General features: G+C 66.0%; 10 protein-coding genes and 1 tRNA gene. 9 read left to right on the top strand and 2 right to left on the bottom strand.

The window, feature by feature from the left end; translation table 11 throughout:
* Positions 1–84: 84 nt before the first annotated feature.
* Complete coding sequence (locus J9314_RS16445) at positions 85–3,021, top strand: MMPL family transporter (protein WP_210603371.1); 2,937 nt, start codon at positions 85–87, stop codon at positions 3,019–3,021.
* Positions 3,018–5,408 (top strand): YhgE/Pip domain-containing protein, encoded by a 2,391-nt coding sequence (locus J9314_RS16440; RefSeq protein ID WP_210603370.1) that lies wholly within the window; start codon positions 3,018–3,020, stop codon positions 5,406–5,408. The genes J9314_RS16445 and J9314_RS16440 overlap by 4 nt, the downstream gene beginning before the upstream one ends.
* A gap of 392 nt (positions 5,409–5,800) precedes the next feature.
* On the opposite strand, the gene J9314_RS16435 is transcribed toward J9314_RS16440, so the two are convergent.
* Entirely contained in the window at positions 5,801–8,056 is a 2,256-nt protein-coding gene (locus J9314_RS16435; protein WP_210603369.1) for an FAD/NAD(P)-binding protein, read from the bottom strand.
* A complete protein-coding gene (locus tag J9314_RS16430; protein WP_210603368.1) occupies positions 8,053–10,134 on the bottom strand; it encodes an LCP family glycopolymer transferase in 2,082 nt (693 codons plus the stop codon). The genes J9314_RS16435 and J9314_RS16430 overlap by 4 nt, the downstream gene beginning before the upstream one ends.
* Before the next feature lie 753 nt (positions 10,135–10,887).
* Between J9314_RS16430 and J9314_RS16425 the strand changes: the two genes are divergently transcribed.
* The 7 genes from J9314_RS16425 (at position 10,888) to J9314_RS16395 (ending at position 16,739) form a co-directional block, all read left to right on the top strand.
* Positions 10,888–10,976: transfer RNA gene (locus J9314_RS16425), tRNA-Ser, on the top strand.
* A 395-nt stretch (positions 10,977–11,371) separates the two neighbouring features.
* Positions 11,372–11,986: a hypothetical protein gene (locus J9314_RS16420; protein ID WP_210603367.1), complete on the top strand. Its 615-nt coding sequence runs from the start codon at positions 11,372–11,374 to the stop codon at positions 11,984–11,986.
* Between the two features lie 2 nt (positions 11,987–11,988).
* Positions 11,989–12,582 carry an OmpA family protein gene (locus tag J9314_RS16415; protein ID WP_246490766.1) on the top strand — a complete coding sequence of 198 codons (594 nt, stop codon included), beginning with the start codon at positions 11,989–11,991 and terminating at the stop codon, positions 12,580–12,582.
* A 129-nt stretch (positions 12,583–12,711) separates the two neighbouring features.
* Complete coding sequence (locus J9314_RS16410) at positions 12,712–13,305, top strand: short chain dehydrogenase (RefSeq protein ID WP_210603365.1); 594 nt, start codon at positions 12,712–12,714, stop codon at positions 13,303–13,305.
* A gap of 12 nt (positions 13,306–13,317) precedes the next feature.
* On the top strand, positions 13,318–14,073 hold the full coding sequence (locus J9314_RS16405; RefSeq protein ID WP_210603364.1) for a GntR family transcriptional regulator: 756 nt from the start codon (positions 13,318–13,320) through the stop codon (positions 14,071–14,073).
* Positions 14,074–14,236: 163 nt separating this feature from the next.
* On the top strand, positions 14,237–15,484 hold the full coding sequence (locus J9314_RS16400) for an FAD-dependent oxidoreductase (protein ID WP_210603363.1): 1,248 nt from the start codon (positions 14,237–14,239) through the stop codon (positions 15,482–15,484).
* Positions 15,485–15,680: 196 nt separating this feature from the next.
* Positions 15,681–16,739, top strand: a complete 1,059-nt coding sequence (locus J9314_RS16395) for a proline racemase family protein (RefSeq protein WP_210603362.1) — start codon at positions 15,681–15,683, stop codon at positions 16,737–16,739.
* The last annotated feature ends 11 nt before the right edge of the window (positions 16,740–16,750 follow it).

The following is a 16,750-nucleotide window of genomic DNA, read 5'->3' as shown; positions in this document are numbered from 1 at the left end:
ATTCCTGGGATGCATTTGCATAGAACGTGAGGATTCAACAACAATACAATACTGTATCCAATACACTTTTGTATCGAGGTTTTCGTGTCAACTTTCCTCTACGCCCTGGGCCGCCGTGCGTACCGCACGCCATGGCGCTTCATCGCTGCGTGGTTCATCATCTTCGCACTCGTCGGTGCCGGAGTCGCCGCCTTCGCCAAAGACTTCGACGACGACTTCACCCTGCCGGGGTCAGAGGCGCAGACCGCCCTGGACTCGATGAAGGCCACCTTCCCCGAGGCGTCCGGAGTCTCCGCCTCGGTGATCGTCGTCGCCGCCGACGGTGACTCGGTCGAGGACGGGAAGTACAAGGATGCGATCGAAGACGAGGTCGACCGGCTCGAGGACCTGCCGCACGTCGACACCGTGACCTCTCCCTACTCGGACCTCGTCAAGGGCGCCATCAGCAAGGACGAGTCGGCCGCGATGATCTCCGTCCAATACGACGGCACCCAGCAGGAGGTCGGCGAGGACGCCGGAGACAACCTCATCGACGCACTCGACCCGCTGCGCGATGACCTGCCCGGAGCTCAGGTCGAAGGCGGCGGGGAACTCTTCCAGATCACCGGTGTCGAGATCTCCTGGGTCGAAGGCGTCGGCGTGGTCATCGCCTTCATCGTCCTCCTGCTCACCCTCGGCTCCTTCCGCGCCGCGGGCATGCCGCTGATCACCGCGCTCATCGGCGTCGGCATCTCCGTCCTCCTCATCGTCGGTGCCACGGCGTTCGCGACGATCAACTCCTCGTCGATCATGTTGGCTCTGATGTTGGGCCTGGCGGTGGGCATCGACTACGCCCTCTTCATCGTCTCCCGAACCAGAGCCCTGCTCGCCGAAGGGCATGACCCGATCGAGGCGACCGGACGCGCCGTCGCCACGGCCGGTTCCGCCGTCGTCTTCGCCGGCATGACCGTGATGATCGCCCTGCTCGGCCTCTCCCTGGCCGGCATCCCCTTCCTCACCATCATGGGCATCGGCGCCTCGGGTTCGGTGGCCGTGGCCGTGCTCATCTCCCTGACGATGATTCCCGCCCTGCTCGGCCTCGTGAAGTCCAAGATCACCCCGAAGCCGACCAAGCGCTACCGCGAGGCCTTCGCCGCGGCCACGGAACGGGCGAACGCACGCACGGACACCTCGGCGGGGGATCCCTCCACCCAGGCGACCGTCGCGAACACCGGCACCAAGGCGGTCGTGAGCGATCCGGCCACGCGCACCCGGATCGCCGACGAGGCCCGCGCCGAGGCGGGGGAGCCCTACCCGAAGACCATCATGAACCGGTTCTTCGCCGGCTGGCTCAAAGTCGTGACGAAGATTCCGCTGCTGACGATCGTCGTCATCGTCGGCGGACTCGCTCTCTTCGCGATCCCCGCCACGCAGCTCCAGCTGTCCCTGCCCACGGCGGGCGACCAGGAGCAGGGCACCCCGGCGCGGACGACGTATGACCTCATCGACAAGCACTTCGGACCCGGATTCAACGGACCGCTCGTGATGACGAGCCAGATCGTGACCAGCGACGACCCGCTCGACGACGTCGACAAGATCGAGAAGCGCATCGAGGACGTCAAGGGCGTCGAGCAGGTCATCATGGCCACCCCGAACCGTGACGCCACGACCGCCCTGTTCCAGATCATCCCGACCACCGCCTCCGACGATCCGGCAACCCTCGACACCGTCGACCGGCTCCGTGATCTCAGCCGGGACATCGAAGACGACTACGACTTCGACACCGCCGTCACCGGCGCCACCGCCATCCAGATCGACGTGTCCGACCAACTGGGCAAGGCGCTGCTGCCCTTCGGCATCTTCGTCGTCGGACTCTCGATCATCCTGCTCATGATGGTCTTCCGCTCGATCGCGGTGCCGATCAAGGCCACCGGCGGCTTCCTCCTGTCCGTCTTCGCCTCCTTCGGCACGGTCGTCCTCGTCTTCCACGACGGATACTTCGCCGCGCCCCTGGGCATCGACTCGACAGGACCGGTCATCAGCTTCCTGCCGATCATCGTCATGGGCATCCTCTTCGGCCTGGCCATGGACTACGAGGTCTTTCTCGTCTCCGGAATGCGCGAGGCCTACGTCCACGGCTCCTCGGCCACGGGCGCCATCAAGGCCGGCTTCGCCTCCTCGGCCCGCGTCGTCTCGGCCGCGGCGATCATCATGTTCTCCGTCTTCGCGGCCTTCGTGCCCGCCGGTGAGCCGATCATCAAATCGATCGCCCTGGCCCTGGCCTCGGGCATCTTCGTCGACGCGTTCCTCGTGCGCATGTCCCTGGTGCCCGCGATCATGCAGCTGCTCGGCGACAAGGCCTGGTGGCTGCCGAAGTGGCTCGATCGGATCCTGCCGCGCCTCGACGTCGAAGGCGAAGGACTCGCCCACGAGGTGGCCCTGCGCGACTGGCCGGAGCCGAACTCCGACTACCGGGTCTACGGTCGCGGCATCGGCGTCTACTCAGGCTCCCGCGGATTCGCCCGCGTCGACATCTCGCTGCTGCCCGGTCAGATCCTCGTCGCCAGCGGCGCGGCACGTCGGGCTCTGCTGCTGGCCGTCTCCGGCCGCGTCGGCCTGAGCGCCGGGGAGATGAAGATCGGCCAGAACGTTCTGCCCGAACACGCCGGGCGCGTCCGCCGCCAGGTCCCCTACTTCGATCTGGCAGGTGAGGGAGCCGACCGGGCGGTCAGCCCGCGTGAGATCTCACGCTTGGCCGCCTCGGTGCCGGATCTGCTCGTCATCGACGGAGCGGAGAACCTCGGCTCAGAATCCGCGCGCGAACTGCAGGACCTCCTGCCCGAACTCGTCGACGCGGGAACGACCGTCGTCCTCGGACTGCCCGACGGGGACGTCGCGGGCAACCTCAGCCCCGAAACGAACTATTTCCACCTCGACCTCGACGAGGCCAGACCCGACGAGCGAGGCGACACTGACAGCGAATACGGCGGCGAGAGCACCATCGCCGCCGGCAGCACCAACATGGAAGGCGTGCAGTCGTGAGACTCGAACGTGCGAACTCGAAGCGGCCGGTCAACTGGCTCTCCATCCTCGGCCTCGTCCTCATTCCCATCATCGTGGCGGCCGGTTTCATCCTCGCCACCTGGAAGAGCGGGGATCGACTCGACACCATCGAAGCCGCCATCGTCAACAACGACGACGGTGCGAAGGTCGACGGTGAGACCGTGCCGATCGGCCGGCAGCTGACCAGCGGGCTCGTGGGCGAAGAGGACAACAACATCCACTGGGTCATCACCGACGAGGAGGACGCGAAGCAGGGACTCTCCGACGGCACATACGCTGCGAAGCTGACCATCCCCGAAGGCTTCTCCCGCGCCGTGACCTCGGTCGATGACGCGAAATCGGCGACGCAGACGCAGATCGACGTCGACGTCTCCGGCACCGCCCCGGCCACGGACACGCAGATCTCCAGGTCGGTCGCCGAGGTCGCCCGCACCGCCTTCAACACGAAGATGACCGAGAACTACCTCGACAACATCTACCTCGGCTTCAACAAGATGGGCGACCAGATGAAGGACCTCGGCGACGCCGCCGGGGAACTCGACAAGGGCGCGAAGGGTCTCAAGGAAGGCACCGACAAGTCCGCCAGCGGCGCCGGCGAACTGTCGAAGGGCATGCAGCAGCTCGGCGACAACGGCGGTGAACTCAAGTCCGGTGCCGCCGACCTGTCGAAGGGAGCCGGGGACCTGTCGAAGGGTGCCTCGCAGATGTCCGGGGGCCTGAACAAGCTCGACAAGCAGACTTCGAAGCTGCCCGACAGCACGCAGGAGCTCGCCGACGGTTCGGGTGAACTCTCCGACGGCGTCAACCAGTACACGAAGTCGATCGACCAGATCATCAAAGGGTTCGCCGGTTCCGGTGACTCGGATCAGGGCGGACTCGGTGACCTCACGAAGGGCGGCAAGAAGCTCGAGAAAGGCGCGAAGGGCGTCTCCGACGGGGCGTCCGGTCTCTCCGACGGGTTGCACCAGTACCGCGACGGGCTGAAGAAGAAGGCTGACGGTGCTGACAAGCTCGCCGCGTCGAAGCCGGACCTTGACGCGCTGGTCGCCGCCGGCATCATGACCTCGGACGAGGCGGATCAGGCACGTAAGCAGATGTGCCCGACGGGCACGCCCGACGAGGTCTGTCAAGGCATCGAGCAGGCCTATGCGCAGGGACTGCTCAACGGCACCTCGGGCGGTCTCAACGGAGCCGTGGACGGACTCGAGCAGGAGCAGAACGGCTCCTCGCTGCTCGGCGGCGCCGATGACCTCGCCGACGGTGCGGGCGAGCTCTCCGACGGGGTGAGCAAGTTCGTCAAGGGACTCGAGGACGGCCTCGGTGACCTCGCCGACGGGATGAAGGACATCTCGAAGAACGCTCCGAAGCTCCTCGAGGCCTCGAAGGGACTGCGGAAGGGAGCCGCCGGCGTCGCCGACGGCAACCAGCAGCTCGCCGACGGCATGCCCGCCCTGTCGCAGGGCATCGGGAAGGTCGCCGACGGTTCGTCCGAGCTCTCCGACGGCGCCGGACAGCTCAGCGACGGACTCGACAAGTACAGCACCGGTGTGGGCAAGTACACCGACGGCGTCTCCGAGGCTGCAACCGGAACCTCGGAGCTGGCCTCGGGACTCGATGAGCTCGACGAGGGCACCGGCAAGTACGCGAAGGGCGTGACCAAGTTCGCCGACGGGGTCAAGGACGGCGCCGATGAGGTGCCCTCCTACACGGCTCCCGAACGTGATCGGCTGGCGAAGGTCGCCTCGGCGAACATCGAGGCACCCAGCACCGACGGTCTGACGAACGTGCTGCAGGGTTCGACGATCGCGCTGCTGATCATGCTCGCGCTGTGGGTCGGCGGGCTCGTCACCTACACCGTGCTCAAACCGATCCCTGCCTCGACCCTGCTCTCGACGAAGTCCTCGTTCGCCGTGTGGGCGCGCGGATTGGTGCCCGGCGTCGTCGTCGGTGTGCTGCAGGCGCTCGTGCTCTCGATCCTCGCGGTGAGCGTGATGGACATCGATGCGATCCAAGGCTTCGACATCGCGGTGCTCACCTTCGTCTCCGCGATCGTGTTCATGATCCTCAACTTCGCACTCGTGGCGTGGTTCGGCGGTGTGGGCAGATTCCTGTCGGTGATCGCTGTGGTCCTGGCCGTGGCCGGGCGGACGATCGGCGCGGTGCCGCAGTTCTTCGACTTCGTGGCTCCGATCCTGCCGCTGACACCGTCGATGAACGGCTTCGCAGCGATCGCGGCGGGCACTTCCGGTGTAGGTGCGGCGTACGGCGGGCTGTTGGCCTGGGCGGTCATCGGCGTCGTGATGTCGCTGCTCGCGATCGTCCGCGCCCGATCCACGAAGCCCGAAGCCGCGCTCGAGATGGCTTAAGGCGTCGCGCGGGTCAGTTCTGCGCCGCCCGAACGCAAAGCGGCACACTCTGCGCTGAGCAGCCCAGTTCCGGAACTGGGCTGCTCAGCGCAGAGTGTGCCGCTTTCGCATTGTCCGCAGCGCAACGGCCTTTTCGACCCGCATCCGGAGCGCGACGACCGTTAATGCGCTCGTTCAAGCCGGAGCGCACTCGTCGATAGATGCGCCGTTCGATAACTGCGCTGGCGCTTGAACGACGGCTAATGCGAGGTGGCCTCGACCTCGTTCAAGCGGGAGCGCACTTGTCGATAGGTGCACCGTTCCACAAGTGCGCTCCGGCTTAAACGACGGGAGCTGCGGTGTCGCGAGCACAGACCGTCGCGGTTGGGGATCCCGTTAGGGGAGGCGCACTCTCAGAGGAGGTCGAGGATCGCTTCGGCGGCGGCGTGAGAGTCGTTGAGTGTGGCCGCGTTGACTCCCGGGTTCGCTGCGATCGCCAGTCCCCACTGCCGCGAGGACAGCTGGATCGACAGTGCGAATCGGCGCGGATGGACCTGACCCTCGACGTCGATGGTCCGGTAGGGGCGCGGGGTGAGGGCGAGTCCGTTGAGGAACTTCTCCCGACCGTCGTCCAAGGTCAGACGGGCGGCGGTGAGCTGTCCGCGTTCGAGCATGCCGTGCAGCAGGACATCGGCGGCCCGGGACACCGAGTTCGTCGGCGACGCCGCATCGATGACGACGTTGCCGGTGATCCGGCCGGCGGCCTGCGCCGAGGTGACCGTGAAGATATCCGGGTTCGCCTCAGTCACCGAGGTGGCCCCTGCCGGGGTGCCCCCTGCCGAGGTGCCCCCTGCCGAGATGGCAGCCGGGTTCTCTTCGATGCGCATGTCGGGGCCGATGAAGGTCACGACGCCGGCCTCGGCGAGTGCGAGGAGTTCGGCGATGCGCTGCGGGGGAGGGCCGTCGCAGATGCCGGAGACGAAGCCCTCGAACCAGCCGAGGATCTCCATATCGATGCTCACTCGGTCGATGTGGCCGGCGACGATGAGCTCTTTGAGCAGCAGCCGAGATTGCCACAACACCGGAAACAGCGCCTTCTCCGGGCTGCCGGTCGGACCGGCCAGCGAGGCATGCAGGTCGGTGCGCAGGAAACCGAGCATCCATTCATGCAGCGAACCGGACTCCCCGGGGTCACGGCTGACGAAGAGCTCGCCCTCGAGCGGGTTGAGCAGCTCGTGCAGCGACATATGATCGGCGGGATCGGGAACGAGTGCCTCTTCGATCTCCGACCACGCGAACGCTTCGCGGGTGACACGTCCTTGGCGGGCCGCGTCCTCGGTGGACGTCGCACTTGCAGCAGCACGTGGGCCGACAGAGTTCGCCTGCGGGTGGGTCTCCTGCCAGGTGCGGCGGGTCAGGTGGCGTGAGACCGCCTCGGCGATGGCCTCGCGCAGCTGTCCGGGGTCCCCGGCGAACGCCTCGGGTCGGACCTGGGAGAGCGTGTGATAGTAGGCCAGGCGCAGATCGGCGAGGATGAGCGGCCACAGCTGGTCGTTGAACCGGGCCTCGGCGGAACGGTCGCCGTCGAGGTCGTCGAGACCGGCCAGCAGGGCGATGTTCTCACGGGTGAAATAGCGCAGGGGCCAATCCGCCTTCGGGTGTTCCCCACAGATCGGTTTGCTGCGGTACGGGATCCCACGGCGGGAGCCCAGGGCCAGGTGCGGTTCGAGGCCGCTGGGCTCGTAGCGCAGTTCGCCCTTGGAAGTCGAGCTCGGGACGTAGCGGCCCCCGCGTTCATGGGTGAACAGAGTCTGCAGGTCGAAGTAGTTGAGCCCCATACCGCGGACGATGACACGGTCACCGGGGGCCACCTCGGCGACGGGGGTCTCTGCCGGCAGACCCTGGGGCAGGTACAGTCCGCCGTTGCGCTCGGCGAAGGCGGCCAGGCGGGCGCGCTCCTCGGGCTGGGCGCTGGGGATATGACCGACGGCAAGAACGACGGCCGAGGCGATGATCGTCGTCCCGTCCTGACAGCGCACGAGCTGTTCGGGAGGGATCGATTCCCGTGACCTTCCGGGGCTGGCGGCCGGATCGGCCGGGTCGGCGATATCCCCGGCCTCGGATGCGCTCCCGGCACCAGCGGGACCTGTCCCGGACGCAGCCGGCACCGCGTCTGGGAGGTCCATGGCGGGCAGGTCGATGACGGATTCGGCCTTCGTGAGGTGCTCGACGATCTCGACGTACGCGGGTGCACTGCGGCGGATGCGGTCGTAGGAGTCGCGGAGGTAGCGGCCGTAGAGGGCGCGACTGGGGAAGGTCGAGTCGAGTGGTTCGGTGCCGCCTGCGGCGACATACCATTCGCCCATCGACGGGCCGGCGGGTTCCTCGCCCTCGTCGAGGAAAGAGCAGCTGGAGTCGGGGAAGACGGTCTGCTCGGCGATGGTCGTGTTCATCAGCAGGGATTGCGGCTGATCGGTGCGCCAGACGATGCCGGCTCCGGGCGGGTACGGGTCGATGAGGTGGATGGTCAGCGCGGGTTCGGTCTCACCTTCGCATCCGTCGAAGCGCTTCGCGGCCAGTGTCACCAGCCGTTCGAGGGCGGTGAGACCGCGCGGGCCGACGCCGATGATCGCGACCGCGGGAGCCTGCGTACGATCGGCCGCACTCACCCCTGCTCGCCGGTTCCGCCGGCACCTTCCGTTCCAGCCGTTTCGCCGGTGTTGCCCGGGTATCCGGGGAAGTCGTCACCGGGCTTGTAGCCCTTCGGGTAGCACTTGCCTTCGGCATTGGGCTCACCCGGAGTCGACGAGGCGGCCGCGCCCTCCTCGTCGCCGGACCCGGATTCGCTCGAGTCGGTCGAGTCGGCAGCCTCGGTCGAGTCGGTGGTCTCGTCGGTGCCGGACGACGATTCCTCGTCCTCACCGGAGTCCTGGGACTTGCTGCCGTCATTGGTCGGCTGCGGTGTCTCCTCGCCGTCGGAGGCGCCCTTCACCTCGCCGAGGATCCACTTGTGGAGGACGTCGAAGTCGGGGTCGTAGGTGGGGGTGACGTCGTTGTTGATCTGGACCGAGGTGACGTCGCCCTTCTGCATCATCAGGGCGAGTTCGATGAAGGCCGGGATCTCGTTCTGCGGAATCGAGGTCGCGATGTTCCGCGTTGCCGAGTTCGCGAGCTTCGGATATGCCGAAGCGATCTCCTGCGGATCGACCTGCTCCAGCGTGGTCTTGAGCATCCGCTGCTGACGGCACATGCGGTCGTAGTTGTCGCTGCCTTCGCGGGAGCGGACATACCACAGCGCGTCCTTGCCCTTGAGGTTCTGCTGGCCGGGATCGACCCAGCCGTAGATCTCGTTCTTGACCCCGTTCATCGACTTGCCGCCGCCCATCGGGATGGGCCGCTCGACGTCGATATTCACACCGCCGATGGCATCGACGACGTCTTCGAACCCGGCCATATCGACCGAGGCCCAGTAGTCGAGGTTGAGGCCGAGCGAGCCTTCGACGGCCTGCATCGTCGTCCACATCCCCGGCTCGAGGCCGTGAGTGTCGCCGATGGAGTCCTTGTTCTGATCGCCCCACTGCCACACGGCGTTGATGAGGTCCTGCGACGAGTCGCCGGAGGGGCGGAACCCGTCCGGCCACTGCTTCTCGAGCTCACTGCCCTCGGGGAAGATCGGGAACGCGAGGTTGCGGGGGACCGAGATGAGCGCGGCATTGCCGGTCTTCGTGTCGATCGAGGCCACGAGCATCGTGTCCGGCCGGGTGCCCTCACGGTCGTCGCCGTTGTCACGCCCCATGAGGAAGACGTTGATGTAGGGCTTGTCCGCCCACAGATCTTCGGCGTTCTGGGACTTGCCGGTGCTGTCGCCGAAGAGGCTTGCGACGGTCGAGGACTGGACCCTGGCGAAGACGGATCCGACGCCCAGAGGGATGCCGATGATGAGCGCGAGAGAGACGACGAGAACGCCGGCGAGCTTGTTCTGCCAGGGCCGGTACCGGTGCCCGCGCCGCAGCCCGAGGTGGGACACGATCATCACGAGGATCCAGATCACGGCCACGAGGATCGCGCCGATGGCGAGGAAGTTGAGCAGAGACGGGCTGGAGACGACGGTTGCGACCGCACGCACCGGCCCCTTGACGAGCAGATAGATCAGCCCGGTGAGGAGGGCGAGGACGAAGAGTCCGAACACGATGAGGCCGACGGGACGGAAACGTGTGCGCAGCAGTCCGACGCCCGGCAGCAGCGTGCTCAGCGAGGTCCAGCCGACGAGGCTGAAGAAGGTTTCGCCGAGGCGGGAGGAATGCCGGCGGGCTCGCCCGGGCCCGTGGCCGGTTGAGTCACCATCCGACTTCGGTGAGCGCTTCTGGGTACGTTCGGCTGCGCCCGCGCCGGCTGCGCCTGCTCCGGCCGCACTGCGTGCCGCATTGCGGGCGGCGTTCCTGCCGCGACCGCGGCTGCGGTCCTCGGCGGCGCGTCGTTCGCGAGCATCACGCCGAGTGGTCGGGGCTTCGTCGGCGGAGTCCCTCGCCGAGGTGGCCGTGTGGTCGTCCGAGAAGGTGCGCGGGGCATCGCGGTCGGCTCGGCGGTCGGCAGAACGGGAAGGATCGGCAGAACGGGAGGAACCGGCGGACCGGGAGGGGCCACCGGACTCGGATGAATCGGAGTATCTGTCGGGCGGGGTATTCGATCCCGCGGCCGCGGCCACGCCGGCCGCAGAGGCTCCGCTGGCGGCCGCGGCGCGCAGCATGCGTGCTTCCCGGCGAGTGCGCGGGGCTACCGGGCGCGGAGTCGGAGCAGGATGCTGACCGCCTGATGACTGGTCGGCGGAATCCGTCGTCGAATCCGATGATGAGCGGGACCCGGACCGTCCATCGGCTGGTCGGGCACTGGTGTAATCAGAACTGCCGGATGAGCGTCCGGATGAGTCCCTGCCGCCTTGCTTCCTGCTCGACCGAGAACCGCTGGAGCCTCCGGCGTTCCCCTGCGGGGCCGGACCGTTGTCGCTGGCAGCGGTGTCGCCACGGAAACGCGGGCGAGCGGAGGCGCGGAGTCGACGCCCGGCGGCGTGAGAATCGGGGTCGTTCTCATGCGGTCCGTGCTTGTCAGGGGGAAACTCTGGCAAGTTGTCTACTCCTCAAAAACTGTCATTTCGTGCTGAGCGGCCCGCTCGTCGTTCTCATCCGTCGGCGTCGGGTGCATCGTGAGGATGCAGACGTTCCCGGCTGGTTTCCCGGAAGGAAAGGTGAGCAGACCGCAAGGCACATCACGCCGATTTTACGCCCGGACATTGATGAATGCTGGAATTCCGGTGTGGAGGAGCAGAAGAAACGGGACGATCGGCCCGGATTTCCGCCGATCATGGGTCGCTCCTTCTATGACGAAGCCCACTCATGCCTCCTGCACTTTGCTCCGGATGGCTCCTTTCCCTTAGGCTGTTATCCGTAGTGCTGGCAGGTCTGTCGACGAACATTGCGCCAAAGGCGACCAGAGCATTGCAGAAGGAGTCGTGGCTGAGCGGCCGAAAGCGTCACCCTGCTAAGGTGAAGTCCTCCGAACGGGGGACCGTGGGTTCAAATCCCACCGACTCCGCGTAGTGATGAATCCCCGTGGTCCGATGACATATCGGACCACGGGGATTCTTCTCGTTCCGGCCCGGTCCGCACGCGTCAGCGCGACTGTATGTCCAAAGTGCACGCGTAGTGACGAAAATCAGTACGCTCACACTTCTGATGCACAGTCACCTACCCAATGTCCGCGTGAGGGCTGACACGGGCAGCCCGGCACGTGTCGGTCCCAGCACGCACCATCACCCTCCTGCCCGGAGTTCGCGCCGACCGGTTCACCGAAACTTCATCGGTCACGACAAGGGCTGTAGTGAAAGTCCGCGTATTTCGGGCTAGGGTGAAATGAGTCCACCCGCAGAGCCGCCGGAGGCCACTTATACGAACAGCGGACGGCGACATGCGAGGAGAACCGACATCACCATGCGCTCCATCCGCAGGACTGCTCTGTCCGCAGCCGCCGTCGTCCTGGCCATCACCCTGACCGCGTGTTCGTCCGGAGACGATGCGGACGGGTCGAAGACCGAAGGCGCCGAGTCTCAGAAGACCGCCCAGAAGTCCGGCGGAGCCGACGGCTCCGATTCGAAGGGTGAACCCGGATCCGCCGAGGCGGCCGGCCTCGACCTGAATGACCTGCCCGATCCGATGGCCGCCCAGGACATCCCCGCCGCAGTCGAGGGGGACGACGACGCAACGATGACCGTCGAGTTCTTCGCGCTCAAACGACAGGGAGAGACCGTCGTCGGTCAGTTCGGGTTCACCGTGAACTCAAGCTCGACCGAGGAAGACTGGCTGTACGGCTACCTCGGTGACTCAGGGTGGGACCCGTTTCTCGTCGATTCTCAGAACCTGCGCAAACACTCGGTGCTGAAGAAGAGCATCAATCGGGCGCAGACCGAGGTGCAGGGCCCGAAGTTCAAACCCGGTGAAACCTACTACGCCTTCGCCGTCTTCGCTGCTCCGCCGCCAGACGTCAAAGAAGTTGAGGTCTCGGTCGTCGACGGCATGAACCTCGTCACCGGAGCGCAGATCTCGTGAAGATGGCAGTCGCCTGCTCCGCAGCGGCGCTCGCCGTGGGCGTCGCGATCGCCGGGCCCGCCGCATCCGCAGTCGCGAACTCCGTGACTTCGCATGATGTCGCTGACAGGGGCACCCCGACACCCGAGGACTTCACCGACCCGGATCAGTCGATGATCGACGAAAGCATCGTCGATCTCGATCCGGGTATCGACGACCTCGACAAGGGCATCGAAGATCTCGAATCGACCGAAGTCAGCGGCGACTCCACCGTGGTCACCCTCGATACCGACATCCTTTTCGGCTTCGACTCGGCCGAGCTCAGCGACGCGGCGAAGAAGAAGATCGCCGACCTGGTCAAGGACCTGCCGACGGATTCAGAGATCATCGTCGGCGGTCACACGGACTCCAAGGGCGAGGACGACTACAACAAGAAGCTCTCCGAAGACAGAGCCGAGGCCGTCGCCGAGGTGCTCACCGCCGAGAACAAAGACCTCGACGTGACGGCGAAGGGCTACGGGGAATCCGAGCCCGTCGCTGCGAACGAGAAGGGCGGCGAAGACGACCCTGAGGGCCGGGCGAAGAACCGCCGCGTCGAGATCCGCTACAACGGCTGACCGGCAGGCTGGTCGGATGGGAACGCATGCCCTAGACTCGGCATTGTCAGTCAATATGGGAATGTCTGACAAAGCTCGTCATCGGTCGGGTCGCCGATGCGATCGTCCGAACACTGCAAGGAGGTCAGGATGAAGATTCTGCTGGTGGGATCCGGCGGGCATGTCGGAGGCGTCGCCCGTGCCGAGCTCGAGAAGCGCGGCCATGAGGTCATCGGTGTCACCCGCTCGACCGATCCGGGGGTCGACACCTCTGATGCCGACTCGATCTCTCGTCTCCTCGATGCCGTCGGCACCGTCGACGCGATCATCGTTGCAGTGGGAGCTGCGGCTTTCAAGCCGGTCACCGAGCTGACGCGTGAGGACTACACTGCGGCGCTGACCTCGAAGGCGCTCGGCCAGATCGAGTTCGTCACCCAGGGCCTCGACCACCTCAGCGACGGCGGTTCGATCACGTTCGTCACGGGTGTCCTCAGCCGCGAACCCGTGCCCACAGCCGCAGCCGCGGCGATGGCCAACGGTGCCGTCGAGTCGTTCGTCATCTCGGCCGCGCCCGAACTGCCGCGCGGCATCCGCATCAACGCCGTCAGTCCGAACGTGCTCGCGAACTCCCCACACTATCACGACGCCTTCGCCGGAATGGTGCCGGTGACCGACGAGCAGGTCGCCACTGCATTCGTCCGTTCCGTCGAGGGCAACGTCACCGGCCGCATCCTCGCGGTCTGAGGAAGCGTAACAATGGGAGCGGTTGCCGAGGGCAATGAGTCGGGGCGCGGCGACGAAGTCGAGCGAAATCGCACTGGTCGCGCAGTCGACTACTCATCTGCGCGTCCGCCTGTCTCGAACACCGAACGTCGCCAGCGCGTCATCGATGAGATCAAACGTCGCATCGTGCTCGGCGAGCTCACCCCCGGACAGCGGATCATCGAGGCGGAGCTGACCTCGTCGCTTGAGGTCAGCCGCCCGACCGCTCGGGAGGCCCTCAACCAGATGGCGAGGGACGGCTTCCTCATCCAGGAGGCCTATCGCGGCCTGCGGGTGGCTAACATCGAGGTCGAGTCCCTGCTCGAGATCGCGCGTGTCCGTGTGGCACTCGACACCGAAGCCATCGACGAGATCCTCGACGATGCCTCGGGAGAGCGCCTGGCGCGTCTCGAGGAGATCTGGAAGCGCTTCGAGAGTGAGAGCAGTGCGGCCGATCCGCTTGCAGTGCATGGGGCCCACATCCGCTTCCACCGCGGAATCTGGGAGGCCGCGGACAATTACCTTCTGATGCGCATCTGGCCCGTGGTCGAGGCTCAGATGACGATCGTCCTCGCCTATGACCAGTTCACCAGGCGTGATTCCGGCCGTGCTCATGCGATCCATGCGGCACTCATGTGTGCCATTCGCAGCGGTGACCGTGCTCGCATTCGGACCGCACTCGACGTGCACACGATGGACAGTGCCCAGGAACTTGCCCTGCTCGTCTCCGGAAGCGTCGACAGACACTGAGGGCCCGATCTGCGCCGAGACGGCATTGACGATTCCTCGAACTCTGCGTAGCGTACTTGCCAATGTATTGTCATACAACGGGGCCTCGATAGTGGCAGTCTGAAATGTGACGCCAATGCCGATCACGGTCCCGCCGACTCGGGAAACCAATGGAGGTGGCCGGATGAGGACTGTCATCGTCGGAGGCGGCGTGGTCGGGCTGACCAGCGCATACGAACTGGCTCTGAGCGGCCATGACGTCACTGTCATCGAGGCCGAGCGCTGCGGCGCCGGCGCTTCCCACGGCAACGCGGCGAAGATCGCGATCGCCGAAAGCACACCGGTCCCCGCGCCGGGAGTGCTCCTGCAGGGCGTCCGCTGGATGCTCAGACCCGACAGTCCGCTGTCGATCAGGCCGTCCTTGGCCCCCGGGTACCTCAAGTTCCTGCTGCGCATGGCCGCTCACTGCAACACCCGTGATTTCACCGTCGGACTCGACCTCCTCCTGCGCCTCGGCGAGGACGCGAACGACCTCTTCGACGAGTACCGACGGCAGGGCATCGACTTCGAAATGCACGACCGCGGAGTGCTGCTCGCCTTCGCGACCCGCGAACGATTCGATGAACACTGCGAGAGTCTGCCTGCCTTCGAGGCCGCGGGCCACCGTCCCCAGCGCCTGCACGATGATGAGGTCTACGAGTTCGAACCGGCACTGAGCGACCGTATCCGCCACGGACTCTTCTTCCCCGCCGACCGCCAGCTCGAACCCGACTCCCTGACGTCGGGGATGCTCGCGAAGCTGTCCGCTCTCGGCGTCGACGTCCGTGAGGACACACGCATCGGTCGGTTCGTCCGCACCGGCGACACGGTGACCGCCGTGGTCACCACCGACGCCGAGGTCATCGGCGCCGATGCCGTCGTCATTGCCGCCGGAGTCCCCTCCGGAGCACTGGCGGCCGAACTCGGCCAGAAGATCCCGATCTACTCGGGCAAGGGCTACAGCATCGACTACACCCCGGCTCCGATCGAGCTGAAGACCTCTCTGACCCTCGAAGACGCTCGCGTCGCCGTCACCCCGCTCAATGGCATGCTTCGACTGGCTGGAACCATGGAATTCGGCAGCAGGGACGACCGCGTCAACGACACCCGTGTCGGCGCCATCCGTCGCTCCGCGCAGGAAGCCTTCCGTGGCTGGGACGGCGGTATCGGTGAGCAGCCCCCATGGGCAGGATCGCGCCCCATGACCCCGGACGGGCTCCCTGTCATCGGTCGCCTCGGCGCGGCGGCGAACGTCTTCATCAACTCCGGCCACTCGATGCTCGGCCTGACGCTGGCCCCGGGGTCGGCGCGACTGCTCGCCGGCCTCATGGCCGACGGAACGTCGACAGTGCCTGAGGAGCTCCTCGCCCGCATCTCTCCGAACCGCTTCTGAGCCCTCGGCATACCCGCTTCGCCTCAGCCACCAGTTCCGATGAGTGCCTTTCTCCCGTCGTGCAACTATGCTGGCGCCATCAGGGCGGAGATGACTCTCGTCGGTGTCGACGCGGAGTCCGTCGCCGTACTCCCCGGGCCGCTTCGCGACGCCGATGTCGCGGTCGACGGACGACTCGTTCGGGAATCGAGGAGATGTGAAGAACAGGCAGATCATCCAGGCCGTGGATGTTCACGCGGCAGGAGAGCCCGGCCGGGTTCTCCTCGGGTCGAACCTCAAGGTCAAAGGTGCGACGATGGCCGAGAAGCTGCGCTATTGCGAGAAGCACCTCGACGAATTCCGCACTCTCATTCTTCACGAGCCGCGCGGCTACCCGGGGCTGTGTTCACCGATCGTCGTGTCAGCGACGGACCCCAGTTGTGACTTCGGCATGATCGTCATGGAACAGGGCGGGTTCAAGCCGATGTCGGGGTCGAATCTCATCTGCACTGTCACGGCCCTCGTCGAGACCGGATCCGTCGACGTCACCGAACCGGTCACCCACCTGCGCATCGACACGGCCGCCGGAGTCGTCACCGCCCGCGCCGAGGTGGTCGACGGTCGCGCGCGGAAGGTGACCTTCGACAATGTGCCTGCCTTCGTCCACGGTCTCGATCTCCCTCTCGAGGTCCCCGGCTATGGGACGATTCCTGTCGACATCGTCTTCGGCGGTCAGTTCTACGTCCAGACCTCGGCGAGCAGCCTCGGCGTGGATCTCGATCCGGGCGATGCCAAGGAGATCATCCGAGCCGGCAGCGTCCTGCTCCAAGCGGCGAACGAGACCTTCGAGGTGCGGCACCCGCTTATCCCTGAGATCGATTCGATCGGGCTGCCGATGATCCACGGTCCCGCGGTGACCCCGGGCACCGACGGTCGCAACGCCGTGGTTCTGCCCAATGGAACCGTCGACCTCAACGATCCGACCACGTGGTCGGGCACGCTCGACCGTTCACCGTGCGGCACCGGCACGAGCGCTCGTGTAGCCGCAAAATATGTCCGTGGTGAACTCGCCGTCGGGGAGGAGTTCGTCCACGAATCGATGCTGGGAACGACCTTCACAGCCGAAGTGAAGGAGACGACGTATGTCGGTGAGGTGCCCGCTGTGATCCCCTCCATCAGCGGACGGGGATGGATCACGGGATTCCAGCAGCTCGTCCTCGAAGCCGACGACCCTTTCCCCTTCGGCTACACAATCGGCGACATCTGGGGCCGTTGATCCGACTGGCT

This window comes from Brevibacterium oceani (genome assembly GCF_017948325.1).
GTDB lineage: Bacteria > Actinomycetota > Actinomycetes > Actinomycetales > Brevibacteriaceae > Brevibacterium > Brevibacterium oceani.
Note: the sequence above shows the minus strand (reverse complement) of the source record. Positions and strands in the feature narration are given on the sequence as shown.